The 23,199-nt window shown below is 60.7% G+C and carries 18 protein-coding genes; 13 read left to right on the top strand and 5 right to left on the bottom strand.

What is annotated here, in order from left to right:
* Positions 1-3: 3 nt before the first annotated feature.
* The 9 genes from VJ651_RS00715 to VJ651_RS00675 all read left to right on the top strand — a co-directional run bounded on the left by VJ651_RS00715 (position 4) and on the right by VJ651_RS00675 (position 7,982).
* Positions 4-564, top strand: coding sequence for a TRAP transporter small permease (locus VJ651_RS00715; protein ID WP_324105583.1), 561 nt, complete (start codon positions 4-6; stop codon positions 562-564).
* Positions 561-1,838 (top strand): TRAP transporter large permease subunit, encoded by a 1,278-nt coding sequence (locus tag VJ651_RS00710; RefSeq protein WP_324105582.1) that lies wholly within the window; start codon positions 561-563, stop codon positions 1,836-1,838. Before VJ651_RS00715 ends, VJ651_RS00710 begins: the two co-directional genes overlap by 4 nt.
* 253 nt (positions 1,839-2,091) lie before the next feature.
* Positions 2,092-4,185 (top strand): methyl-accepting chemotaxis protein, encoded by a 2,094-nt coding sequence (locus VJ651_RS00705; protein WP_324105581.1) that lies wholly within the window; start codon positions 2,092-2,094, stop codon positions 4,183-4,185.
* A 359-nt stretch (positions 4,186-4,544) separates the two neighbouring features.
* Entirely contained in the window at positions 4,545-5,306 is a 762-nt protein-coding gene (locus VJ651_RS00700; protein ID WP_324105580.1) for a TerC family protein, read from the top strand.
* A gap of 21 nt (positions 5,307-5,327) precedes the next feature.
* The gene (locus VJ651_RS00695) at positions 5,328-5,753 is read left to right on the top strand and encodes a universal stress protein (RefSeq protein WP_324105579.1); all 426 of its coding nucleotides are present in this window, start codon (positions 5,328-5,330) and stop codon (positions 5,751-5,753) included.
* 94 nt (positions 5,754-5,847) lie between these two features.
* Positions 5,848-6,348 (top strand): methylated-DNA--[protein]-cysteine S-methyltransferase, encoded by a 501-nt coding sequence (locus tag VJ651_RS00690; protein WP_324105578.1) that lies wholly within the window; start codon positions 5,848-5,850, stop codon positions 6,346-6,348.
* Complete coding sequence (gene xerD, locus VJ651_RS00685; protein ID WP_324105577.1) at positions 6,345-7,250, top strand: site-specific tyrosine recombinase XerD; 906 nt, start codon at positions 6,345-6,347, stop codon at positions 7,248-7,250. The genes VJ651_RS00690 and xerD overlap by 4 nt, the downstream gene beginning before the upstream one ends.
* Before the next feature lie 40 nt (positions 7,251-7,290).
* Positions 7,291-7,665 carry a YbaN family protein gene (locus tag VJ651_RS00680; RefSeq protein ID WP_324105576.1) on the top strand — a complete coding sequence of 125 codons (375 nt, stop codon included), beginning with the start codon at positions 7,291-7,293 and terminating at the stop codon, positions 7,663-7,665.
* Complete coding sequence (locus tag VJ651_RS00675) at positions 7,662-7,982, top strand: hypothetical protein (RefSeq protein WP_324105575.1); 321 nt, start codon at positions 7,662-7,664, stop codon at positions 7,980-7,982. The genes VJ651_RS00680 and VJ651_RS00675 overlap by 4 nt, the downstream gene beginning before the upstream one ends.
* Positions 7,983-8,413: 431 nt before the next feature.
* Here the strand turns inward: VJ651_RS00675 and phaP are convergent, their stop codons facing one another.
* On the bottom strand, positions 8,414-8,977 hold the full coding sequence (gene phaP, locus VJ651_RS00670; protein ID WP_324105574.1) for a TIGR01841 family phasin: 564 nt from the start codon (positions 8,975-8,977) through the stop codon (positions 8,414-8,416).
* A gap of 499 nt (positions 8,978-9,476) precedes the next feature.
* Here phaP and VJ651_RS00665 point away from each other — a divergent pair, with 499 nt between their 5' ends.
* The 3 genes from VJ651_RS00665 (at position 9,477) to plsY (ending at position 18,275) form a co-directional block, all read left to right on the top strand.
* Complete coding sequence (locus VJ651_RS00665) at positions 9,477-16,973, top strand: EAL domain-containing protein (RefSeq protein WP_324105573.1); 7,497 nt, start codon at positions 9,477-9,479, stop codon at positions 16,971-16,973.
* Between the two features lie 166 nt (positions 16,974-17,139).
* Positions 17,140-17,631, top strand: coding sequence for a Cys-tRNA(Pro) deacylase (gene ybaK, locus VJ651_RS00660; protein ID WP_324105572.1), 492 nt, complete (start codon positions 17,140-17,142; stop codon positions 17,629-17,631).
* A gap of 38 nt (positions 17,632-17,669) precedes the next feature.
* The gene (plsY, locus tag VJ651_RS00655) at positions 17,670-18,275 is read left to right on the top strand and encodes a glycerol-3-phosphate 1-O-acyltransferase PlsY (protein ID WP_324105571.1); all 606 of its coding nucleotides are present in this window, start codon (positions 17,670-17,672) and stop codon (positions 18,273-18,275) included.
* Positions 18,276-18,300: 25 nt separating this feature from the next.
* Here plsY and VJ651_RS00650 read toward each other — a convergent pair whose 3' ends face one another.
* Both VJ651_RS00650 and pal read right to left on the bottom strand, forming a co-directional pair.
* Positions 18,301-19,548 (bottom strand): M48 family metallopeptidase, encoded by a 1,248-nt coding sequence (locus VJ651_RS00650; RefSeq protein ID WP_324105570.1) that lies wholly within the window; start codon positions 19,546-19,548, stop codon positions 18,301-18,303.
* Between the two features lie 86 nt (positions 19,549-19,634).
* Positions 19,635-20,153 (bottom strand): peptidoglycan-associated lipoprotein Pal, encoded by a 519-nt coding sequence (gene pal / locus VJ651_RS00645; RefSeq protein ID WP_136417709.1) that lies wholly within the window; start codon positions 20,151-20,153, stop codon positions 19,635-19,637.
* A 296-nt stretch (positions 20,154-20,449) separates the two neighbouring features.
* Here pal and VJ651_RS00640 point away from each other — a divergent pair, with 296 nt between their 5' ends.
* Complete coding sequence (locus VJ651_RS00640) at positions 20,450-20,920, top strand: MarR family winged helix-turn-helix transcriptional regulator (RefSeq protein ID WP_324105569.1); 471 nt, start codon at positions 20,450-20,452, stop codon at positions 20,918-20,920.
* A gap of 10 nt (positions 20,921-20,930) precedes the next feature.
* Here VJ651_RS00640 and VJ651_RS00635 read toward each other — a convergent pair whose 3' ends face one another.
* Together VJ651_RS00635 and tsaD are read right to left on the bottom strand one after the other, a co-directional pair.
* Positions 20,931-22,013, bottom strand: a complete 1,083-nt coding sequence (locus VJ651_RS00635) for a hypothetical protein (protein WP_324105568.1) — start codon at positions 22,011-22,013, stop codon at positions 20,931-20,933.
* Positions 22,014-22,138: 125 nt separating this feature from the next.
* Positions 22,139-23,167, bottom strand: a complete 1,029-nt coding sequence (gene tsaD, locus VJ651_RS00630; protein WP_324105567.1) for a tRNA (adenosine(37)-N6)-threonylcarbamoyltransferase complex transferase subunit TsaD — start codon at positions 23,165-23,167, stop codon at positions 22,139-22,141.
* Between the last annotated feature and the right edge of the window lie 32 nt (positions 23,168-23,199).

Here is a 23,199-nt window from a genome sequence, read left to right as displayed (position 1 = left end):
TTTATGAAGTTTCTCGATCATCTGGAGGAGTGGTTCATCGCCTTTCTGATGGGCGCGGCAACCCTCGTGATCTTTGTCGCGGTGGTGCATCGCTATCTATCAGGTCTGGCGATTCCCGGCTTGCAGGATTGGCTCATCACGCTCAATACCAGTTGGGCGCAGGAACTGACCATTTACATGTTCGTGTGGATGGCCAAGTTCGGCGCCGCGTACGGTGTGCGCACCGGTATCCACGTCGGCGTCGATGTCTTGATCAACCGCCTGAACACCCCGTGGCGCAACAAGTTCGTCATTTTCGGCTTGCTCGCGGGCGCAACCTTTACCGGTATCGTCGGTACGCTGGGTGCCAGCTTCGTGTGGGAATTGAGCCATACGAGCAGCACTTCCGAAGTGCTGGAACTCCCGATGTGGATGGTCTACTCGGCCGTGCCGCTCGGATCGTATCTGATGTGCTTCCGCTTCCTGCAAGTGACCTGGGCATTTATCAAGACCGGCGACTTGCCGAAGCACGACCACTCGCATGTTGAAGGACTCGAAGAAGAAATCCACGGAGCAAAAGCATGAACGCAGCCATTATCTTCGTCCTTCTGCTGGTGCTGATGCTGACCGGCATGCCGATCTCGATTTCGCTCGGCCTGACAGTTCTTACCTTCCTGTTCACGATGACGCAAGTGCCGATCGAGTCGGTCGCACTGAAGCTGTTCACCGGTATCGAGAAGTTCGAGATCATGGCGATCCCGTTCTTCATCCTTGCGGGTAATTTCCTTACCCACGGGGGTGTCGCGAGACGCATGATCAACTTCGCAACCTCGATGGTCGGTCACTGGCATGGCGGCCTCGCGCTGGCAGGCGTGGTGGCATGCGCACTGTTCGCCGCGGTGTCCGGTTCGTCGCCGGCGACGGTGGTGGCGATCGGTTCGATCATCATGCCGGCCATGGTGCGCCAGGGTTATCCGAAAGGCTTCGGCGCCGGCGTGATCACGACTTCGGGCGCGCTCGGCATCCTGATCCCGCCGTCTATCGTGATGGTGATGTATTCGGTCTCGACCAATACCTCGGTGGGCAAACTGTTCATGGCCGGCGTCATTCCGGGCTTGCTGCTGGCAACTTTCCTCGGCCTGACCACCTGGGTGCTGGCCAAGAAGAATGACTACCCGCGCATGAAGAAGGCAAGCTGGGCCGAACGTTTCATTGCCTTCCGCAAGAGCGTATGGGGCCTGCTGCTGATCGTGATCGTGATGGGCGGTATCTACACCGGCATCTTCACGCCGACTGAAGCTGCAGCCATGTCGGCCGTGTACGCATTCGTCATCGCCGTGTTCGTCTACAAGGACATGGGCCTGAAGCAGGTGCCGAAGGTCTTGCTGGATTCGGCCTCGATGTCGGCGATGCTGCTGTACATCATCACCAACGCCGTGCTGTTCTCGTTCCTGATGACCAGCGAAAACATTCCGCAGGCAATGGCGGGCTGGATCATGGACAAGGGCTTCGGCCAAGTCAGCTTCCTGCTGGTGGTGAACGTTCTGCTGCTGCTTGCGGGTAACGTGATGGAGCCGTCCTCGATCGTTCTGATCATGGCGCCCATTCTGTTCCCGGTGGCGACGACGCTGGGCATCGACCCGGTCCATTTCGGCATCATGATGGTGGTGAACATGGAAGTGGGCATGTGCCATCCGCCTGTCGGCCTGAACCTGTATGTGGCATCGGGCATTACCAAGATGGGAATTACCGAGCTGACGGTGGCCGTGATGCCATGGCTGCTGACCATGCTGGGATTCCTGATGCTGGTCACCTACGTGCCGCAGCTTTCCCTGTGGTTGCCTAATCTGCTGTTCTAGATTTTCCGCGGATTGTTTCGCGGTGAATGGGGCGCGTCTGCGGACGCGCCTTTTTTATTGAAATCCTGTCAGCTCTGTTGTTTTTTTCGAGTGCTTTTTTTGCTGGATCAAGTGCTAAGTGAAATACACAATGGATGTCGCCCGGCAACGAGATTATGATCAGAAGAGATTTCGTGTACCTCCATACAAGAAGAGCGGACCGACGAATCAGCGGTGGGGATTCCGGAATAATTCCTTTCAAGGGGAGCGTCAAATGAGTATCGATCGGACAATGCGAGAGGGCCTGTTGCGGCCGGCGATCGGCCTGCTGAACAGCATGCGCTTCCTCCCGAAGACTTTGCTGATGTCGTCGATGGGCGTGATTCCGCTGCTGGTGCTGTTTTTCATGCTGCAGCGCGAGCTGATGTCCAATGCCGACTTTGCGGCAAAGGAGCGGGTCGGCGTGACTTATGTACAGCAACTGCTGCAACTGACCCAGCTGGCCGAGAATGCAAGGGCATTCGCCAACGCGGCGCAGGATGGCAGTGACGCGGCGCTGCGCACGGCGTACACCGACATGCGCAGCCGGACAGGCGAACAGGTCAGGAAGATCGATGCCATGGCCGGCGTCGCAGCTGACCTGGAGCTGTCGAAGGAATGGCAGGCAGTCAAGCGGCAGTGGGAGCAGGCCGAGAAAGCCACGGGCGAAGCCGCCGACGACGCGTACCGGAAACTGGTGGCGGAACTGCAGAAGCACACCAAGCAGACAGCGACGCATTCGAACCTGGCGATGGATCCGGACGTCGATTCCTTTTACCTGATGAATGCCGTCACCTCCTCGCTGGTCACGCTGGCCGCCGATCTGGACGATATTCGCAGCCTCACCGCGGGTGCCATCGCGCGCAAGGAAATCACGCTGCAGGAGGCGCGCAAGGTGTCGGAACTCGGCGTGCTCGCCAAGCGCTCGATCGCCGACGCCGCGGCTGATATCGACGATGCGATGGCGAAGAATGCCTCGCTCCAGAAAAATCTGGGCGATGCGCGCAAACGCCTGGACGCACTGCAGGAAATGCTGAGCTCGCATTCCGGCGACCTGTCCAACAGCCCGATATTCCAGTTGCCGCCGCGCGATTATCTCGACAAGACCGGGCAAGCCACCGACGCCTTGTTCAAGCTCGCGGCACAGGCATCATCCAGTCTCGACACCTTGCTCGAAGCGCGTCAAAGCGACCTGCGCCGGCGGCAGATCATTGCGCTGGTGCCGATCGTCCTGATTGCGCTGCTGGCGGCCTATTTCATGCTGGCTTTCTATACCGCGTTCCGCGCCAACCTCGGCATGCTGGAGGCATCGGTCAAGCGCATGCACGGCGGCGACCTCGGCCCGGATCCGGAAGTGCGCTCGAAGGATGAGCTGGGAGCGATCCTGCACCAGGTCGGCGAGATGAAGGGACATCTGTCCTCCATGATTGCCAACGTGCGCGACAGCGCATCCATGATCGACACCGGTTCGCGGGAAATCGCCACCGGCAACGCCGACTTGTCCGCGCGCACCGAATCGCAAGCGAGCTCGTTGGAAGAAACCGCATCGTCGATGGAAGAGCTGACCACCACGGTCAAGCAGAATGCGGAGAATGCGCGCCAGGCCAATCAACTCGTGTTGTCAGCGTCGGAGGTGGCGATGCGCGGCGGCCAGGTGGTCGGCCAGGTGGTCGATACCATGGGCTCGATCAAGGACAGCTCGCGCAAGATCGTCGATATCATCGGCGTGATCGACGGCATCGCGTTCCAGACCAATATCCTCGCGCTGAATGCGGCCGTCGAAGCGGCGCGCGCCGGCGAACAGGGGCGCGGCTTTGCAGTGGTGGCGGCGGAAGTGCGCACGCTGGCGCAGCGCTCGGCGGCGGCAGCCAAGGAGATCAAGGAGCTGATCGGCGACTCGGTGGAAAAAGTCGATGCCGGCAGCAAGCTGGTCGACCAGGCCGGCCAGACCATGGACGAGATCGTCAATTCGGTCAAGCATGTGGCCGACATCATGAGCGAAATCACTGCGGCCAGCCAGGAGCAAAGCGGCGGCATCGAAGAGGTCAATCGTGCCATCGGCCAGATGGATGAAATGACGCAGCAGAACGCGGCATTGGTGGAACAGGCCGCCGCCGCCGCGCACAGCATGCAGGATCAGGCGACCAAGCTGGCGCATGCCGTCTCGGTGTTCAAGCTGGAAGCCGGTGCAGGCACGACTGCGCGGCTCGGCGCGGCACAACCGGCTGCGGCGCTGTCGACGCGGCCGAAGACACTGGCGAAACCCGTCGTGAAGCCGAACCGCGCGATAGCGCAAGTGCGCGGCAGCGACGAGTGGGAGGAGTTCTGAGCAGTTTCGATTCATGCGCAGACAGCTGAACAACAGCATGCCAAGCGCAGGCCGCCGCCATCAGCAAGACTGCATGCCGGCGGCCTTTCTCATTGACAGCATTTTGAAAGCCTGATGGGGTAAGCTTCGGCATGCGAACGGGCGCTGGCGGCGTGCCTCATTTCCGCGATGAGCCCTTGCATGATTGCCGGGTCTGGACAAAGAGGCAATAATCCATGCTGTGGATGACAATCTGCCGATCAGTCTGTGCCGGTCGCGGCGCTTTCGCCTGCCTTGTTGTTTCCATTCCCTTTGGCTGAGCGGCCGAGATCGCCGTTGCGTTCCGGCCGGGGAAATTCATTCAATTCATCAGGATCGTCATGGAATCAGGTGTTGCACATATCGGGATCGCCATCCTGCAGATCATCCTTATCGACATTGTCTTGAGCGGAGACAATGCGGTAGTGATCGGCCTGGCATGCCGCAGGCTTCCGGAACGCCAGCGCAAGCTGGGTATTCTCTGGGGCATGGGCGGCGCGATCGCGTTGCGCGTGGTCCTGATCTTTTTTGCGGTCGCCCTGCTCGCCGTTCCTTACCTGAAAGTGGTCGGCGGCGCGCTGCTGATGTGGATCGGTGTCAAACTGTTGCGCCCGGAAGACGAGGGCGACAGCAATATCGAGGCCGGCGACACCTTGTGGGATGCGGTCAAGACCATCATCATCGCGGACCTGGTGATGAGCCTGGACAACGTGGTGGCGATCGCCGCCGCGGCGCGCGACAGTCAGTTGCTGGTTATCTTCGGCCTGATCGTGAGCGTACCGATCATCATGCTTGGCAGTCAGCTGGTGATGAAGCTGATGGACCGCTTCCCCATTGTGGTGACGGGCGGCGGCGCGCTGCTGGGCTGGCTGGCCGGCGGCATGGTGGTCAGCGACATCGCGATCGGCGACTGGGCCGAACAGGCCTTTCCCGCTTCGCACTGGCTCGCGCCGGTGGTGGGCGCGTGCATTGTGGTCGTCGTCGGCAAGTGGCTTTCCGCCCGCGACGAGGCCGCGCGCGAGGGCAGAATGGAGGACGTCACGCAAGACGGAACGCAAGACGAAACAAAGGCGCCCGATTCACGCAAGGGCGGTCATGGCTGACATTGTTGCAGGAGAAATAACATGCTGAAAATCCTATTGGCAGTCGATGGCTCGGAGAATTCCTTGCGCGCCGCGGCCTATATCATCAAACGGGCATCCGCCGCAAAAGATGCGCATGAGGTGCAGCTGTTGAATGTGCAGCATCCCTTGCATGGCGATATCAGTGCCTTTGTCGGTAGCGCACAGGTCAAGCAGTATCACCACGACGAGGGCATGAAGGCGATCGCCAAGGCGCGCACCATGCTGGAACAGGCGGGCATCGCGCATCAATATCATCTGTTCGTCGGCGACCCGGCGTCTACGGTGGTGCGTTGCGCCAGAGAATGGGGATGCGACGAAATCGCCGTCGGTACGCAAGGCCATACGGCCATTGCCAACCTGTTCCTGGGTTCGGTATCGTCGAAAATCGTGTCCCTGTCGGACGTGCCGGTGTTGCTGGTCAAGTAAGGCCCTGATCGACTGCGGACGGGCAGCCGGTCTCACCGCCTGACACTCGCTTTTTTCGGCAGAAGGTCTTGCCGATTTGATTTATGCTATCGGTATGAAACCGTCCCAAACCACCGATATATTTTCCGCCATCGTCGAAGCGCCGTTCGGTGCGATCGGCGTGCGCACCGAGCCGGGCATCCTGCGCGAACTGGTTTACCTGCCGAAAAGCTTCCACGAAAAAGCGCCGACGGACGCGCTTTCCGAGCAGGCCGCGCGCCAGGTCGAGCAATATCTGGAGGACCCGGATTTTCAATTCGATCTGCCGCTGGCGGAAGTCGGCACGGCATTCCAGCATCGCGTCTGGCAAGCCATTTCCGCCATTCCGCGCGGCGATGTCGTCACTTACGGGCAGATCGCCAAACAGATTCGTTCCGCGCCGCGCGCGGTCGGACAAGCTTGTGGCGCCAACTGGTTCCCGCTCATCATTCCCTGCCATCGAGTCACCGCTTCCGGCGGCCTGGGCGGCTTTTCCAATCACGACGAGGAAACCGGCTTCCATGTCGGCGTCAAGCGCTGGCTGCTCGCGCATGAGGGAGTCGAAGGTTATCGATGAGCGACGTGCTGTCCGCAAACCAGGCGGCAATCGACGAATTTTGCGACACCTTGTGGCTGGAAGACGGTTTGGCGAAAAATTCGCTCGATGCCTACCGTCGCGACATGGCCCTGTTTGGAACATGGTTGCAGGCGGAACGCGGCAAGGCCTTGTACGCCGCGCAAGGCGACGACATCAACGCCTACTTCGCGGCGAAGCACGCCGACACCAAGGCGACATCGGCGAACCGGCGGCTCGCGGTGCTGCGGCGCTTTTATCAGCTGGCGCTGCGGCAGAACAGGATCGGCGCCGATCCGTGCCTGAAGATGAAATCGGCGAAGCAGCCGCCGCGCACACCGAAGACCTTGTCCGAAGCGCAAGTCGAGGCCTTGTTGGCGGCGCCCGACGTGAATACGCCGCTCGGCTTGCGCGATCGCACCATGCTGGAACTGATGTATGCAAGCGGCTTGCGCGTGTCGGAACTGGTATTGTTGAAGTCCATCGAACTGGGCATGAATGAAGGCGTGCTGCGTATCACCGGCAAGGGCAGCAAGACGCGCCTGGTGCCGTTCGGCGAAGAGGCGCGCGCATGGATCGAGCGCTACCTGAAAGAGGCCAGGCCGGCGATCCTGAATGGCCAGATCGACGATGCCTTGTTCGTGACGGCGCGCGGCGGCGCGATGACGCGCCAGATGTTCTGGACGCTGATCAAGAAGTACGCATTCCAGGCGCAGGTCAATGCGCCCTTGTCGCCGCACACGCTGCGGCATGCGTTTGCGACGCATTTGCTGAACCATGGCGCGGACCTGCGCGTCGTGCAGTTGTTGCTGGGACATGCCGACATATCAACCACGCAGATCTACACCCATGTCGCGCGTGAACGTCTGAAGAAACTGCATGCGGAGCACCATCCGCGCGGTTGATGTCTCAATCCGATTCGATGAGAGCAGATCAGGGAGGCGTATGAAGATTGCATTGAACATCATCGGAAGCATCGCGGTCGTGCTGGCGATACTCGGCGTCTTCCTGCCGCTGCTGCCCACCACGCCCTTCCTGCTGCTCGCGTCGGCATGCTACATGCGCGGCTCGCAGCGCCTGCACCGCTGGTTGCAGACCAATCCGATGTTCGGCGAATACCTGCGCAATATCGAGGAAAAGAAAGGCATGCCGCGCAAGGCCAAGATCATGACGCTGCTCTTGTTGTGGGTGTCGATGGGATATTCGATCGCCACGGTCAAGCCCTTGATGCTGAAGGGACTCCTGATCGCCATCGGCATCGGCGTCACCGTGCTGATTCTGCGCATGAAGACAATCGATCCAGGAGGAGTTGACGAATGATTACACGTCTCTGGCGCGGCTGGACAACGATGCACAATGCGCCGATTTACCAGGACCTCTTGCTGAACGAAATCTTTCCGGGCATCGCCGCCCGCAATGTGCCGGGTTACCGCGGCATTTCGCTGGTCAGGCGCGAGCTGGACAACGAAGTCGAGTTCGCGACCCTCATGTGGTTCGATTCGATCGATGCGGTAAAAGCGTTTGCCGGGGATCACTACGAACTCGCCGTCGTTCCGCCGAAGGCGCGGGCGGTGCTGTCGCGCTTCGACCCGATTTCCGCCCACTACGAGACTGTGGTGGCGCCGCCGCAATGGTGAAGCAGTGCATCTTACCCACAGAAGCTGTGGTCAATTCTGTGGATAAGACGGGATAAGCTTCCATACGCCGATGAAATATAAGGGAATTATTTCCTTGATGAAAATCAAGGCAGTAAACACCTGCTTAATCTCAATTTTGGCCGGGGCATCTCTTGCTACATTGCATGTAGCGTGTTTTTTTCGAGATGGGCGTCATGGAAACCTTGCGTACGATTTCTTATATTGTTCTGGTAATTGCGACCTTCGCGGCGACCTATTGGGTTTCCAACATGTAGATTGCGGCCGCATTCCGTTCGCGCGCGACTGATCTGCCGCAGTTTCTTTCCTTGTCTTCTCGCGCACCCGCATGCCGGCGGCAGGCCTGCGAACGGGAGACAGGCACGAAAAAAAACGGGCCGCATGCGGCCCGTTCTTCCCAACCCGGCGAGGAATTACTTCCGTGCGCGGTTGGCGGTCTTCTCGGCAGCCTGGGTGAACTGGCTGACTGCCGAGTTCATGTTGGCTTCCATGACTTCCACTGCCTGCTTGGTGCTGCGCGTGAATTGCTCGTAGCCTGCATTGGCATTGCCGATGGCCGACTTGACGATCGCGATCACGTTTTCCGAACCGGCAGGCGCGTTCTTCGAAGCGTCTTCGACCAGAGCCGATACCTTGCGGCCGGCTTCAGCAATCTGCTCTTCGGTGGCGCGGGTCAGTTCCGCTTGCGCACTGGTGGCGATTCCAGCCAGGTGACGGCCATAGGCAATGGCCTTGGCGGCGGTTGGTTGCGCCTGCGCTGCGCTCAGCGAGAAGAATTCCTGCGGATCCTTTGCCGACAACAGTTGCTTGGCGGCGATCGATGAATCTTCCAGCGAGGCCTTGGCCACATTCAGGTTCAGATCCACGACCTTTTCCATGCTTTCGAAAGCCTTGGTGGTCAGGCTGGTAATCAGTGACAGTTGCGCTTCCAGGTTGGCCTTGGCGACGCTGGAAAACTGTTCGGGAATGTTAAACATGAATTGCTCCTTGGAATAAATGCGTGATGTCGATTAGTGAGCGCAGCGTATTGTGCGCTGCAACAATTTCAATTCTACAGGTGAAATTAGTGAAGTCAAGAGATATTTGGTGCGGTGCACAAAACACCTTGAAAATCTGTTGACATAAGGGCTGCAATGTTTGGGTGAGATCAAGCATCTGCTCCGGACGGGGACTACTGGTGAAGCGGCACCATCAGCCTGCGTGCGCCTTTGGTGCTGTCTTGTTTTTAACATAAGCCTTGGAAGCTTACCTTGGGAGCCAAGGACGAACGATAAGTTCATTGATCTCGCTCAATCGGAGAAAAACCGAGGTATCGACGCGAAAATATGTCGCAATCTAATTTTCTTGTCGTAAAGTGCCGATAAGCAATGGAATATAACCGGACGTGCATCGACCGCGCGTTGCGGGAATAACAAGACATGCGAAGAGGCGAGGGCGCGGCAACGCAGCGCAGGCGAAACACTCATCGGGAACGGGATGTACACAGTCAGTGAAATACTGCATACCGGTAGCAGAGGAATGCTATGTCGCGGCGTGCGCAGTGCCGACGGCCTGCCCGTATTGCTCAAGGTGGTGCCCGAGCAATACCGCGCGGCACACGTGGAGCGCTTGCGCAACGATTTTCACATCTGCACCTCACTCGATCTCGATGCCGTGTCGCGCCTGCTGGCGCTGGACGCCTGCCAGGGCCGTCCGGCCCTGGTGATGGAGGACTTTTCCGGTGTGCCGCTGGAACAGCAGCTTGCCGGTCCTCTGGCCGTCGATCGCTTCCTGGAACTCGCGATCCGCATCACGTCCGCGTTGTCGGACATCCATCGTTGCAATGTCGTGCATCAGGCGCTCGATCCCGGCTGCATCCTGCTCGACCTCGCCAATGACGAGGTACGCATCGCCGACTTCGGCAGCGCCACCGTGTTGCCGAGTGCGCAGCAGGACATCGGCGGTGCGCTCGACATGGAAGACGCGCGCCCCTACATCTCGCCCGAACAGACCGGACGCATGAACCGCGCGCCGGACCGGCGCAGCGACTTGTATTCGCTCGGCGTGGTCTTCTACCGCATGCTGACCGGCAGGCTGCCATTCGAAGCCGCGGATGCGCTGGAATGGACCTATTGCCATATCGCGCGCCAGCCCGTGCCTCCCTCGACACTGCAAGCCGCATTGCCGTCGATCTTGTCCGAGCTGGTCATGAAGCTGCTGTCGAAGGAGCCGGAGGACCGTTACCAAAGCGCGGACGGCTTGCTGCGCGACTTGCGGAAATGCCTCGCCCAATGGCGCGCGCATGGCACGATCAACAGTTTCGGCCTGGCGCGCAGCGATGTGCCGGAGCATTTCCTGTTGCCCCAGAAATTGTATGGCCGCGAACAGGAAATCGCCCTGTTGCGCGAAGCCTTCGATCGCGTGCTGCATACCGGCAAGCCGGAACTGGTGCTGGTGTCCGGCTATTCCGGTATCGGCAAATCGTCGCTGGTCAACGAACTGTACAAGCCGATCATCCATGAGCGCGGCTTCTTCGCCGCCGGCAAGTTCGATCAGTACAAGCACGACATTCCGCACGCGACCATGGTGCAAGCCTTGACCGAACTGGTGCTGGAACTGCTCGCCGAAAGCGAGGAACGCATCGCCGTCTGGCGCGAAAAGCTGCTGCAGGCCCTCGGCATGAATGCGCAGCTGATCGTGGAAGTGATCCCGCCGGTCGAGCTGATCATCGGGCCGCAGGCGCCGGTGCCGGAAGTGCCGGCCAGCGAAGCACGCAACCGCTTCAGCATGGTGTTCCGCAATTTCATTACCGTGTTCGCGCAACGCGAGCATCCGCTGGTGTTGTTCCTCGACGATCTGCAATGGGCGGATCCAGCCAGCCTGGCTCTGCTGGAACTGCTGCTGACCGATCCCGAGTCGCGCTATTTCCTGCCGATTTGCGCCTATCGCGATAACGAGGTGGACGCCAGTCATCCTTTCCATCTCAGCCTGGATGCAATGCGCAAATACGGCACGCCGGTGTCGAACGTGGTGCTCGGCCCGCTGTCCGACGATGCGCTGAATGCGCTCATCAGCGACGCCTTGTACCGCAGCCGTTACGAGGTCGCGCCGCTGGTCGAGCTGGTGAAAGACAAGACCGACGGCAACCCGTTTTTCGCCATTCAGTTCCTGTCCGAGCTGCATGACCAGGATCTGCTGCATTTCGATCGCGGCATACCGGGATGGGACTGGGACATCGAGCGCATCCGCGCGCACGGCTTTACCGACAATGTCGCCGACTTCATGATCGAACGACTGAAGCGGCTCCCCGTCAACGCGCTGCACGCCGTGCGGCGATTGGCCTGCCTGGGGGCTAGTGCGAAGACCGCAGTGCTCGCGCTGGCGCTGGACCGATCGGAAAACGATACCCACGCGGCGATGGCGGAAGCGGTGCGCGCAGGCGTGGTGTTTCGCCTTGGCGAACGTTACAAGTTCCTGCACGACCGCGTCCAGGAAGCCGCGTATTCGCTGGTGACACCCGCCTCGCGGCCGGCCGAGCATCTGCGGATCGGCCGGCGCCTGATGGCCCGCATGTCGGTCGAGGCGCTGGAAGAACAGGTGTTCGACGTCGTCAACCAGATCAACCAGGGCCTTGACCTGATCAGCGACAAGGACGAGAAAGACCGGGCGCGTCGTCTCAACTTCCGCGCCGGCATGCGCGCGAAGGCCGCCACCGCGTACGCGGCGGCATGCAATTATTTCACCCGTGCCCTGGCATTGTCCGGACCGGATGCGTGGGAATCGGATTACGACGACACTCTGGCGCTGCATGTGGCCTTGTCGGAGTGCGAACATCTGCTCGGCCATCCGGAAAGAGCAGAACAATTGTTCCAGCTGATTCTGGAAAAAGCCCGGTCGAACCTGGACCGCGCCAGGATCTACGGCATGCGCATCAATCTGTGCCAGACCTCGGGCCGCTTTTTCGATGGCGTGAACGCCGGGCTGGAAGGGCTGGCGCGATTCGGCATGCACTTTCCGCAGTCGGCCGGCGCGATCGCCGAGATGGAGCGGCAAGAACACAGCCGCGTCCTGGCCGCGCTGGACAATCGCCGTCCGGAGGACCTCTGTGATGCGCCGCCGGCCAGCGATCCGATCATTGTGGCGTGCATCGGCCTGCTGGTCGACCTGCTGCCGTGTACTTTCGTTGCGCGCACCGAGCTGTACCAGCTCTTCATGTACAAGGCGATCAATCTCTCCATCGAGCACGGCAATACCGAGAAATCCAGCATCGCCTACAGCGGCTACGCAATGCTGCTGACCTCGCGATTCGGTCAGCCCGAAACCGGGCACGCGTTTTCCCGTCTCGCGCTGCGCCTCAACGACAAGTTCAACGATCCGCGGATGAAGGGGCCGGTGCTTTTCATGCACGGCAACTACTTCAACTTCTGGCGCCAGCCTTTCGCAGCAAACATACCGGTGCTGGAAGCGGCGTTCAGGGCCTGCCTCGAAGTCGGCGACCTGTCCTGGGCCGGTTACGCGGCATACCGCTGCGTATGGCAACTGCTGGAAAAAGGCGATCCGCTGCCGGACTTGCAAAAGGCCGCGCAACGCTTCGCCGCGTTCGCGCAGCAGGGACGCAACGACATCGCGTCGCGCACCATTCGGCTTGAGCAGCAATTCATCGCCTGCCTGCAAGGCGCCACGCAGGACCAGTCCAGCTTCAGCAGCGAGGACTTCGACGAGACGGAATGCTTTGAGGTGTTCAAGCATGCGCGCTTTCGTTCCGGCATCGCGTTCTACCATGTCATGAAGCAGTCGTCTTCATTCATCTATCGCCGTTACGGCGATGCGATGGACGCGGCGAACCAGGCGGCATTGATGCGCGATGTGATGGTATCCATGCCGATCGAGGTCACGCACCATTTCTATCACGCGCTGACGCTGACCGCCTTGTTCACGCAGGTGACGGCCGAACAGCAGTCGAAGTTCCGGCAGACGCTGAAGGCGCACCTGGCGAATTTCAAGCAGTGGGCGGAGAGCTGCCCGGAAAATTTCGAGGACCGCTACCTGCTGATCGCCGCGGAGCTTGCCCGCATCGAGGGCCGCGATACGGAGGCGATGCGGCAATACGAGGACGCGATCCGGCTCGCCGCCAAGAACGGCTTTGTGCATGACGAGGCGCTGGCCAACGAACTGGCGTCCTATTTCTATCGCGCGCGCGGCTCCGGCCGCAGCGCCGAAACCTATCTGCGCCATGCCCATGCCTGCTACATGCGCTGGGGCGCGATGGGCAAGGTCAGGCAGCTGGAATCGCTGTATCCGCATCTGCAGGCACATGATGGAGGCGCAACCGATCAGACTTCATTGAAGAGCAGCGTGCAGCTCGATGCGCTGGCGGTCATCAAGGCATCGCAGGCATTGTCCGGCGAAATCACTTTCGACAGATTGCTGGGCAAGCTGCTGCAGACCGTGATCGAGCAGGCCGGTGCGCAAAAAGGTTTTGTGCTTCTTCAGCATGAAAATCGCCTTGCGATCGAGGCCGAGGCGCAACTCGATGCGAACGGCGCGGTGGACGTCAAGCGGCTGCATTACCACGAGATTGCATCATCCGGCCTGCTGCCGATCTCGGTGGTCCATTACGTCTGGCGCACACGCCAGACATTGCTGCTCGAGAATCTGGCCGCCGATACCCGCTTCGCATCCGATCCCTACCTCGCCCAGCATCAGCCGAAATCAGTGCTGTGCCAGCCGATTTTCAAGCAGGCGGAACTGGTCGGATTGCTGTATCTGGAAAACAGCTTGCTTGCCGGCGCCTTTTCACCCGATGCGCTCGGCGTGCTCGAACTGCTGTCGGCGCAGGCGGCTATCTCGCTCGAGAATGCCCGTCTCTATGCCAGCCTTCAGGATGAAAATGCCGTGCGCCGCCGCATGGAGCATGCGCTGCAACTCTCGGAAGCGCACTACCGCCGCCTGTTCGAAACGGCGAAGGACGGCATCCTGCTGTTGCGTTCCGACTCGGGCGTCGTCACGGATGCGAACTCGTATCTGCTGGACATGCTGGGTTATCGCTACGAAGAATTCGTCGGCAGGAAACTGTGGGAGATCGGGTCCTTCGCGGAGCTGACGGTCTACCGCGCGGTGTTCGGCGAAATGCAGAGCAAGGACGCGGTGCGTTGCGACTCGCTGCCGCTCAGTACCCGGGACGGGCGTGTGATCGATGCCGAATTCGTTTGCAGCGCCTACAGCGTGGATGAGGTGCGGGTCGTGCAATGCAATATCCGCGACATTACCGACCGCAAACGAAGCGAGCAGCGCCAGGCCTTGCAATTCGCCGTCACGCGCGTACTGGCCGCCGCCGCCTCGTTCAGTGACGCGGCGGCGCAAGTGCTGCACGTGATTTGCGAGCAGTACGGCTGGGAGATCGGAGAACTGTGGCAGGTGCACGAAAAAGCCGACGTGTTGCGACTGGCGGAATGCTGGGAAGCGCCATCGGTGGCACCCTCGAAATTTGTCGCCGCGGGATGGAAGAAGCTGGTGTCGCCCTCGGTCGGATTGCCCGGTCGCGTGATGCAGACGCGGCGTCCGATCTGGGTATCGGACGTCACCGGCGAGCCCGGATTCCGGCGCGCGCGGGAAGCGGTCGAGATCGGCTTGCGCGGCAATTTCGCGTTTCCCATCCTGACCGGCGGCAAGGTGAACAGCATGATGGCGTTTTTCACCAGGCAGGTGCGCGGTCCCGATCCGGAAACCATCGACATGATGCTAATCCTCGGCAGCCAGATCGGCCAGTTCATCGAGCGCAAGCGCGCCGAGCAGGCACTGGTCAAGAGCGAGGAGCGCTTCCGCAGCCTGACCAGCCTGTCATCGGACTGGTACTGGGAGCAGGACGAGAATTTCCGTTACACCATGTTGTCGGAAGGCGTGCGGCGGGTCGGCGGCATCGCACCGGAATACGTGATCGGCAAGAGGCGCCAGGACTTGCTGACGGAGTTGTCGTCCATGGATTCCGCGCTGCGGGAAACGCATGCGCAGACCCTCAACGCGCACCAGCCTTTCTTCAACATGGAGTACAAGGTGCGCGCCTCGGACGGGCGCTGGCATTGGCACAGCGTCAGCGGCGAACCGGTGTTCGACGAGGACGGCGTGTTCAAGGGCTATCGCGGCACCGGCAAGGAAATCACCGAGCGCAAGCAGGCCGAAGCCCTGCATGTCGGACAGGCTCGCGTGCTGGAGATGATCGCCACCGGTGCGCCGCTGTGCGATGTGCTCGCCAGCCTGGTGCTGATGATCGAGTCGCAGGCGGAAGACATGCGCGGCTTCATCATGCTGCTCGACGAGGATGGCGTGCATATGCGCATGGGCGCCGCGCCCAGTCTGCCGGAGAGCTATTCCGCGAGCCTGGAAGGGGCGGCGATCGGCCCGCAGGCCGGCTCCTGCGGCACGGCGATGTACCGCCGCGAGCGCGTCATCGTCACCGACATCGAAAACGATCCGCGGTGGAAGGATTATCGTGCGCTGGCCTTGAAGCACGGCCTGCGCGCCTGCTGGTCGACGCCCATCGTGTCGCAGAACGGCGTCGTGCTCGGCGCGTTCGGCATGTACTACCCGGTCGTGTCGGAGCCGGCGCCGGCGGAATTGCGGCTGGCCGATATCGCTGCCCGCATCGCTGGCATCGCGATCGAGCGCAAGCAGGCCGAAGAACGCATCAGCTACATGGCGCATCACGACGCGCTCACCGGCCTGCCCAATCGTGCATTGCTGCAGGACCGACTGAAGCAATCCGTGGTGCAGGCCCAGCGCACCGGCAAGGCGGTCGCGGTGATGTTCATCGACCTCGACTATTTCAAGCACATCAACGATTCGCTCGGCCACCAGATCGGCGATCAGTTGCTGCAGATGGTGGCCGAGCGACTGCAAGCATGCCTGCGCAAGGGCGACAGCCTGGCGCGCCTGGGCGGCGACGAGTTTCTGCTGATTCTGCCGGATACGGAGAACGATCATGCGGCCGCGATCGTCGCGCAAAAGATCCTGGACGAACTGAAGACCGACTTTCATGTGGGTGTCCACGAACTGCATGTGAGCGCCAGCATCGGCATCAGCCTGTATCCCACCGATGGCGAGGATGCCGACGGCCTGATGCGCGCCGCCGATACCGCGATGTATCACGCGAAAGCGAAAGGGCGCGGCAATTATCAGTTCTACACCGAAAGCCTGAATGCGGCGGTACAGCATCGCCTGATCATTGCCAATCAGCTGCGCCAGGCCATCGCACGCGGCGAATTCAGCCTGGCCTTCCAGCCGCAGATCGACATGGAGCGCGGCGTGATCTGCTCGGCCGAGGCATTGCTGCGCTGGCATCAGCCGGAGCGCGGCACGATTTCGCCGATTGAATTCATTCCGATCGCCGAAGAGACCGGGCTGATCCAGCCGATCGGCGAATGGGTCCTGCGCGAGGCCTGCGCGCAGTTGCGGCGCTGGCGCGACGCCGGACATGTGGATCTGGGCATCGCCGTCAATCTGTCGGCGCGCCAATTGCTGCAGCCGGGATTTGCGGACATGGTGGCGCGCGCGCTGGAGGAAGCCGGCGTGCCGCCGACCTCGCTCGAACTCGAAATCACCGAAAGCATCCTGATGCAACCGAGCGAAGAAAACCTCGCGCCGCTGACGCTCCTGAGCAACATGGGCGTGCAGTTGTGGGTGGACGATTTCGGTACGGGGTATTCCAGTCTGTCCTACCTGAAGCGCTTCCCGATCCATGCATTGAAAATCGATCAATCCTTCGTGCGCGGCATCGGCCACGGACAGAACGATGCCGCCATCATCAGCGCCATCATCGCAATGGCGCGCAGCCTGAACCTGAACGTCATCGCGGAAGGCGTGGAGACGGCAGAACAGGCGGCCTTCCTGCGCGCCAATCAATGCGTGCTGGCGCAGGGTTATTACTACAGCAAGCCGGTGACGGCGGAGGAGTTCGCCGAGTTGCTGCGGCGGCCGTCGATATTGCCGGCGGCTTGATTTGTCCACGGAAAACACGAAAGGCACGGAATCTTGTTCGAGCTTTTGCCTCTTCCGTGATTTCCGTGTTTTCCGTGGACAAATGCCTTTTCCACAATACCCCTTTGCGAGCTCTCCGAAACAGGCCATCTTGCTGCATAATGTGCAGCAATTTTCGAGTGAAGCAATGGCAAAGAAAGAACACGTTTCCGAAACGCCGGCGACCCAGTTTCTGCGCAAGCACGGCATCGCGTTTTCCGAGCATCCGTACACCTACGAGGAGCACGGCGGCACCGCTGTTTCCGCGCGCGAACTGGGTGTTGACGAGCATCATGTGGTCAAGACCCTGGTCATGCAGGATGAGGCGGCCAAGCCGCTGATCGTGCTGATGCACGGCGATCGCAAGGTGTCGACCAAGAACCTGGCGCGGCAGATCGGCTGCAAGTCGGTCGAGCCCTGCAAACCGGAAGTGGCGAACCGGCATTCCGGCTATCTGGTCGGCGGCACCTCGCCTTTCGGGACCCGCAAGACGATGCCGGTGTATGTCGAAGAGAGTATCCTTGCGCTCGACAAAATCTATATCAACGGCGGCCGGCGCGGATTCCTGGTCGGCATAGACCCGGCGATCCTGCCCAGGGTGTTGCCCGCCAAGCCGGTCAATTGCGCCCTGGCAGACTGATTCGTGGGTGGAGCCGCGCAAATTGTGAGAGGGAGAGAATGAATACAGTGTTGTTTGTGATCGGTGCCTACCTGATCGGGTCGATTTCCTTTGCTGTCTTGGTCAGCAAGTTGTTCGGCCTGTCCGACCCGCGCACTTATGGATCCAAGAATCCGGGTGCCACCAACGTCCTGCGCAGCGGCAAGAAGGCGGCTGCGGCATTGACGCTGCTGGGCGATGGCGCGAAAGGCTGGTTCGCCGTGTGGATCGCGCAGCACTACGGACCGCAATTCGGCGTGGACGATACCGGCATCGCGTTTGTCGCGGTGGCGGCGTTTCTCGGTCACCTGTGGCCGGTGTTCTTCAGGTTCGTCGGCGGCAAGGGCGTGGCGACCATGCTCGGCGTACTCCTCGGCATCAACGGCTGGCTGGGTCTGGCAAGCATGATCACCTGGCTGGTGATTGCCTATGCCTTCCGCTATTCGTCGCTGGCCGCACTGATTGCCAGCATCTTCGCGCCGTTCTATTACGGCTTGCTGTTCGGCTTCGACGCCATTCTGCTGGCGATCCTGGTGATGAGCGGCCTGCTGATTTTCCGCCACCGCCAGAACATCGCGAATCTGATGGCCGGCAAGGAAAGCCGCATCGGCAGCAAGAAGAAATAAATCTCATCGGCCACTTTGGTGGCCCTCAACGCTGCGTAACCCCGGATGTAACGCCGGATTCCGCGCCTGCCGGCAGCAAGGGCAGGTTCTGCGCCTGCTTGTCCTTGATGGTCCGGATGGTTTCCGTCATGACCGACAGGCGCTCGGCCGTTGCGGGATGCAGCGCGGTGTAGCTGCCCGAAACGGTTTCCGGATACGCGTCCGCGAGCCGCTTCCAGAATGCCGGCGCGTGCTCGATATCGATGCCCGCGCGCGCGAGCAGATAAAGCGCCAGCCGGTCGGCATCGGCATCGGACGTCGCCGGATAGGGCCTGACTTCATCCACCAACGTCGTGCTTGCGCCGTCGAATGCCGGTATCTTCAGCCGGTCGATGACCGCCGCCATATCGGCCCGTTCCGAGGGAGCCAGGATGTTGTGCGCGATTTCCTTTGCCAGCACATACGCCAGCTCTTCATCGGATTGCACGAACTGCAGCATGCCTTGCGTGACCAGCACGCGATTGCCGTCCGCATAACTGTTGACCTGACCGGAATTGCCGGTATCGATCGACATGGCGCAGGCGGAAGTCAGCGGCACTTCGAGCGCCACCCGCTCGCCGTCGCGCAGGATGCTCAGGTCGACGCTGGAACGGCCCTGCATTTCCGCGCGGATAAGCGAGGCTGCTTCATGTTCCGCGTTCGGTCCTTGCGGCAAGGGGTCGACGCCGCTGGCAAGCAGGACATCGCCCTTGCGCAGGCCGGCCTGTTCGGCAGCGCTGCCGGGCAGCACGCTCATTACGCGCAGGCGAGCATCAAGGCCGAGCGCGGAATGCGCGACAGCAGTCAGATCATCGGTGTAGGAATACTGGTTTTTCGCGGTAAAGCCGAGCAGATTGCGGACATGACGCGGACACAGCTCGGTATTGTTGATCAGCAAGGGTCCGGCGACGCGATAGAGACGCTCTTGCTGATCGACCCAGGCTTGCAATGCGGCAGCCTTGTCGGGCGGCGTCGGTGCTGCGGCAGGAGGCAATGCGGGCTGGGGTGATGGCGATACGGGCGGCGTCGCAGGTGCAACAGGTACAACAGGCGCAACAGGTGCGATCGGTGGTGCTGCGGGAACGGATGGCGTCGGCGCCGCGACTGGCGGACTGACCGGCTTTGGTGCAGTCCTCGGGATGGGTTGGCGCGTGGCGCAGGCAGTGAGCAATACCAGTGCGACTGCCGTGCAACAGTGTCGTGACCCTCGCGCGACATGCCGCGCAAACGCGGCGGCGTGAAGACTGCTTCCCATGCTTACCTCATTGACGATGTAACGCGTGCAGCAATCCGGACGGTCACGACACTTGCCGACGCCGGCCGGCGTCGGCGATGCCGCAATTAACGGTAGACGATGTCTGCGCGGCGATTTTCGGCCCACGAAGCTTCATCGTGGCCAGCTGCCTTGGGCTTTTCCTTGCCGAAGGAAACGGCTTCCATCTGCGAATCCGGCACGCCCAGCACGCCGAGGGACTTGCGAACGGCTTCCGCACGCTTCTGGCCCAGGGCCAGATTGTACTCGGCGCCACCGCGTTCATCCGTATTGCCCTGGATGACAACCTTGCGTGCCTTGTTCGAGCTCAAATACTTTGCGTGCGTTTCGACGACCGGCTTGGCGTTGTCTTTCAGCAGGTAGCTGTCATAGTCGAAATACACGCTGCGCTTTGCCAGGGGGCCATTCGGATCGTTCAAAGGGTCCTTGGTAGCATCAACGGTCGCCACCTGGCGAGTATCGGCTTGTGCGGCGGCTGCTGGCTTTGCTGCGCTGCTGTCTGCAGGCGTATTGACCGGAGTCGACGAGCAGGCTGCCAATGCGATGGTGCCAAATGCAATCAAAGCTTTCAATTTAATGTGATGCATGCAAATCTCCTTATCGGATTGTTGAAATGGTTGAAAATGAATCGAGCCTGCCGCAATGCGGCAAGCGAAATAAATGAAATGGGAGCACTTGCCTTGAGGGTGGAGGTGCCGTCGTCAGGAACCAGCTGCCTGGTCACCAAGTCGACATTCCATAAAAACATTACAATCGATCCAGTTAATATATTTCCCCAAATATATACCCAGGGAAATATACATCTGGAGCAGTCCGAATGGCAACAAGAAATACAAAGAGTAAAACTTGCGCCACACCTTCCGAAAACGCGGAGATGACGCATATGCAAGTTTTGAAAAAGCTGCGCATAGTCATTCGTGCCGCGCAGAGGCATTCGGCATGGATTGAAAAGCAATGCGGTCTCAGCGGCGCGCAGCTCTGGATGTTGCAGGAACTGCATGATTTCCCGGGATTGCGCGTTGGTGAAATTGCAAGCAAGCTCGCGATTCACCAAACCACTGCCAGCAACCTGCTGGATGCACTCGTGAAGAACGGCTACGTGCAAAAGACACGCGATCCCCAGGATCAACGGGTGGTCAAGCTGATGCTGGCCAAGAAGGGCAGCGAGCTGCTCAAGAAAGCGCCGAAGCCGGCGCGCGGCCTGCTGGCCGAAGCCTTGGGCAAGCTCGACCATGGCGGATTGTCGGAATTGGACAAGGGTTTGCAGGCCTTGCTCGATGTGATCGAGCAAGGCGACGATGCCTCCGGCATGCAACCCTTGTCGTTCATGTTGTCGCAGCCGGGCCTCGACTAAATTCCCGGCATCAAGGCGTGACGATGGTCGTCAGGGGTTCTTCCGGCAATTGCGGCGGCCGCTGTGTCGCCGCATCCAGCAGGGGAGCGAAGCGTGGCGGACCTTCGACGGCGTCGTCGCAATTGTCCTGATGATGCGCCGGCGTGCCGAGCGGTATCGCGTAGCTGAAGCTGATCGCGGTAGCGCGCGCACCTTCCATTTCCTGCGAAACGCCCAGCGACCAGCTATTCCTGGCGAGCTTCAGATCCATGTGATCCGCAGCGGAATTCGTGTTGTACGCGCCTTGCAGTTTCGTGCAGTCGCCGAGACGGTGCGAATACCGGACACGATTGGAGACGAGCGCTGCATCGATCCGGTCGCCGTCGGAAAAGTAAGTCAGGCGTCCGATTTCGCGCCGCCATTCGATGCGCGACTGCGGGCCGGGCTGCATGCCGAGATCCAGCCGGTAGCCACGCAAATCACCGAGCGGGAGAGGGCCGGCCGGCATGTCGCTGCCATCGATCGACTCCGTATCGGCCCTCATCGGCTCCGGCGCGCCGTTCGCCCTGACGACGTAGGTCGCGATGCCGATGTCGGAAAGGTAGCGGTAGCTGTTCCAGTATTTTTTTGCGCCGACCAGGTAACTGGTTTGAAAGACCGTTGCCGATTCGCCGTCGAAGGACTGGCCGACGCTGCGCAATTGCGCGCCGGTGAGCCGGAAGCGGAGATTGCGCTTGGGCGCATAGATTCCGTTGAGAACCAGCTCCGACTGCGTGCTGTCGCGGCGGTAGATGCCGCCCGCGCCGAGCTTGTCGGCGAGCCGCAGGCCGTAGTCGAGCGTGACGGACGGCGCAAGGCCGAAGTACTGGTCGAGCGTCGCATTCAGTGTTTCGAAGCGCGTTTCATATCCGACAGCAGCGCTGTCCCTGGCCAGATCGAAATAACCGGGCGCCGCATGGTCGCCGGGTAGCTCCGGCAGATTCTGCGCGATGTCATCTTCGTCATTGTCAGCGTCACCGGCGTGGCACAGGACAGGCGACAGTCCGCACGCGACGGCCAGCGCCAGCAGCGATCGGGTGAAAAGCAATCTGATGAGCGGAGGTTTGCAATGCATGTTGTCGGGCGCTCAAGGAAAGGGCGCGGGCTTGTAGATGAAATTGCTTTCATTCAAGCTTCCGCTCGCTTCTTTAGTACGGCAACCTGCTCCAAGGTTCCCGCGACGCGCTCAACGCGTTTGCGTCAGATCGTCTTGATTTCATCCAGCGGCCAGCGCGGCCGCACATTGAACGCGTAGTCGCGCTTTGCTGCATCGGGATTGATTTGCAGGCGCATCGCACCGGCGAACGCGATCATTGCGCCGTTGTCGGTGCAGAATTCCAGTTCCGGGTAGTACACGCGAAAGCGCCGCTTCTGCGCCGCCGCATTGAGCGCGTCGCGCAACTGCCGGTTGGCGCCGACGCCGCCCGCGATCACCAGTCGCTTCATGCCGGTCTGCTTGAGCGCGGAGAGGCATTTCGCCACCAGCACATCGACAATCGCATCGACGAAGGCACGCGCGACGTTCGCCTTGTCCTGTTCGCAAATGTTGGCAATGCGATTCTTCACCAGCGTCAGTACCGCCGTCTTCAGACCGGAAAAGCTGAAGTTCAAGTCCTTGGAATGCAGCATCGGACGCGGCAATTCATAGACGCCGGGATCGCCGAAATCCGCCAGCCGGGAAATCGCCGGGCCGCCCGGATAGCCGAGGCCGAGCAGCTTGGCCGACTTGTCGAATGCTTCACCGGCCGCATCGTCCATGGTTTCGCCCAGCAGGGTGTACTGGCCGACGCCGTCCACGCGCATCAGTTGCGTGTGGCCGCCGGAGATGAGCAGGGCGACAAACGGAAAAACCGGCGGGTCGCGCGACAGCAGAGGCGACAACAGATGTCCTTCAAGGTGATGCACGCCCAGCACCGGCTTGTCGAGCGACAGTCCGAGCCCGCAGGCAATCGATGCGCCGACCAGCAGCGCGCCGGCCAGCCCCGGCCCCTGCGTGTAGGCGATGGCGTCGACGGCCGAACGCGGCAAGCCGGCCTGGTGCAACACCTGTTCCAGCAAGGGAATCGCGCGCCGGATATGGTCGCGCGAGGCGAGCTCCGGCACCACGCCGCCGTATTGCTCGTGCATCGCGACCTGGGAGTGGAGCGCATGCGCCAGCAGACCGTGTTGTGTGTCATACAAGGCCAGGCCGGTTTCATCGCAGGAGGATTCGACGCCGAGAACAATCATGGTGGCAAGCTTTTTGCAAAGCTCCATTTTAA

It is taken from the genome of Noviherbaspirillum sp. (genome assembly GCF_035254865.1).
GTDB lineage: Bacteria > Pseudomonadota > Gammaproteobacteria > Burkholderiales > Burkholderiaceae_D > Noviherbaspirillum.
Note: the sequence above shows the minus strand (reverse complement) of the source record. Positions and strands in the feature narration are given on the sequence as shown.

What these genes read in the sequence shown, in the direction of transcription:
- VJ651_RS00715 (WP_324105583.1), top strand. Translation starts at nt 4, where the DNA reads ATGAAGTTTCTCGATCATCTGGAGGAGTGGTTCATCGCCTTTCTGATG.
- VJ651_RS00710 (WP_324105582.1), top strand. Translation starts at nt 561, where the DNA reads ATGAACGCAGCCATTATCTTCGTCCTTCTGCTGGTGCTGATGCTGACC.
- VJ651_RS00705 (WP_324105581.1), top strand. Translation starts at nt 2,092, where the DNA reads ATGAGTATCGATCGGACAATGCGAGAGGGCCTGTTGCGGCCGGCGATC.
- VJ651_RS00700 (WP_324105580.1), top strand. Translation starts at nt 4,545, where the DNA reads ATGGAATCAGGTGTTGCACATATCGGGATCGCCATCCTGCAGATCATC.
- VJ651_RS00695 (WP_324105579.1), top strand. Translation starts at nt 5,328, where the DNA reads ATGCTGAAAATCCTATTGGCAGTCGATGGCTCGGAGAATTCCTTGCGC.
- VJ651_RS00690 (WP_324105578.1), top strand. Translation starts at nt 5,848, where the DNA reads ATGAAACCGTCCCAAACCACCGATATATTTTCCGCCATCGTCGAAGCG.
- xerD (WP_324105577.1), top strand. Translation starts at nt 6,345, where the DNA reads ATGAGCGACGTGCTGTCCGCAAACCAGGCGGCAATCGACGAATTTTGC.
- VJ651_RS00680 (WP_324105576.1), top strand. Translation starts at nt 7,291, where the DNA reads ATGAAGATTGCATTGAACATCATCGGAAGCATCGCGGTCGTGCTGGCG.
- VJ651_RS00675 (WP_324105575.1), top strand. Translation starts at nt 7,662, where the DNA reads ATGATTACACGTCTCTGGCGCGGCTGGACAACGATGCACAATGCGCCG.
- phaP (WP_324105574.1), bottom strand. Translation starts at nt 8,977, where the DNA reads ATGTTTAACATTCCCGAACAGTTTTCCAGCGTCGCCAAGGCCAACCTG.
- VJ651_RS00665 (WP_324105573.1), top strand. Translation starts at nt 9,477, where the DNA reads ATGTACACAGTCAGTGAAATACTGCATACCGGTAGCAGAGGAATGCTA.
- ybaK (WP_324105572.1), top strand. Translation starts at nt 17,140, where the DNA reads ATGGCAAAGAAAGAACACGTTTCCGAAACGCCGGCGACCCAGTTTCTG.
- plsY (WP_324105571.1), top strand. Translation starts at nt 17,670, where the DNA reads ATGAATACAGTGTTGTTTGTGATCGGTGCCTACCTGATCGGGTCGATT.
- VJ651_RS00650 (WP_324105570.1), bottom strand. Translation starts at nt 19,548, where the DNA reads ATGGGAAGCAGTCTTCACGCCGCCGCGTTTGCGCGGCATGTCGCGCGA.
- pal (WP_136417709.1), bottom strand. Translation starts at nt 20,153, where the DNA reads ATGCATCACATTAAATTGAAAGCTTTGATTGCATTTGGCACCATCGCA.
- VJ651_RS00640 (WP_324105569.1), top strand. Translation starts at nt 20,450, where the DNA reads ATGCAAGTTTTGAAAAAGCTGCGCATAGTCATTCGTGCCGCGCAGAGG.
- VJ651_RS00635 (WP_324105568.1), bottom strand. Translation starts at nt 22,013, where the DNA reads ATGCATTGCAAACCTCCGCTCATCAGATTGCTTTTCACCCGATCGCTG.
- tsaD (WP_324105567.1), bottom strand. Translation starts at nt 23,167, where the DNA reads ATGATTGTTCTCGGCGTCGAATCCTCCTGCGATGAAACCGGCCTGGCC.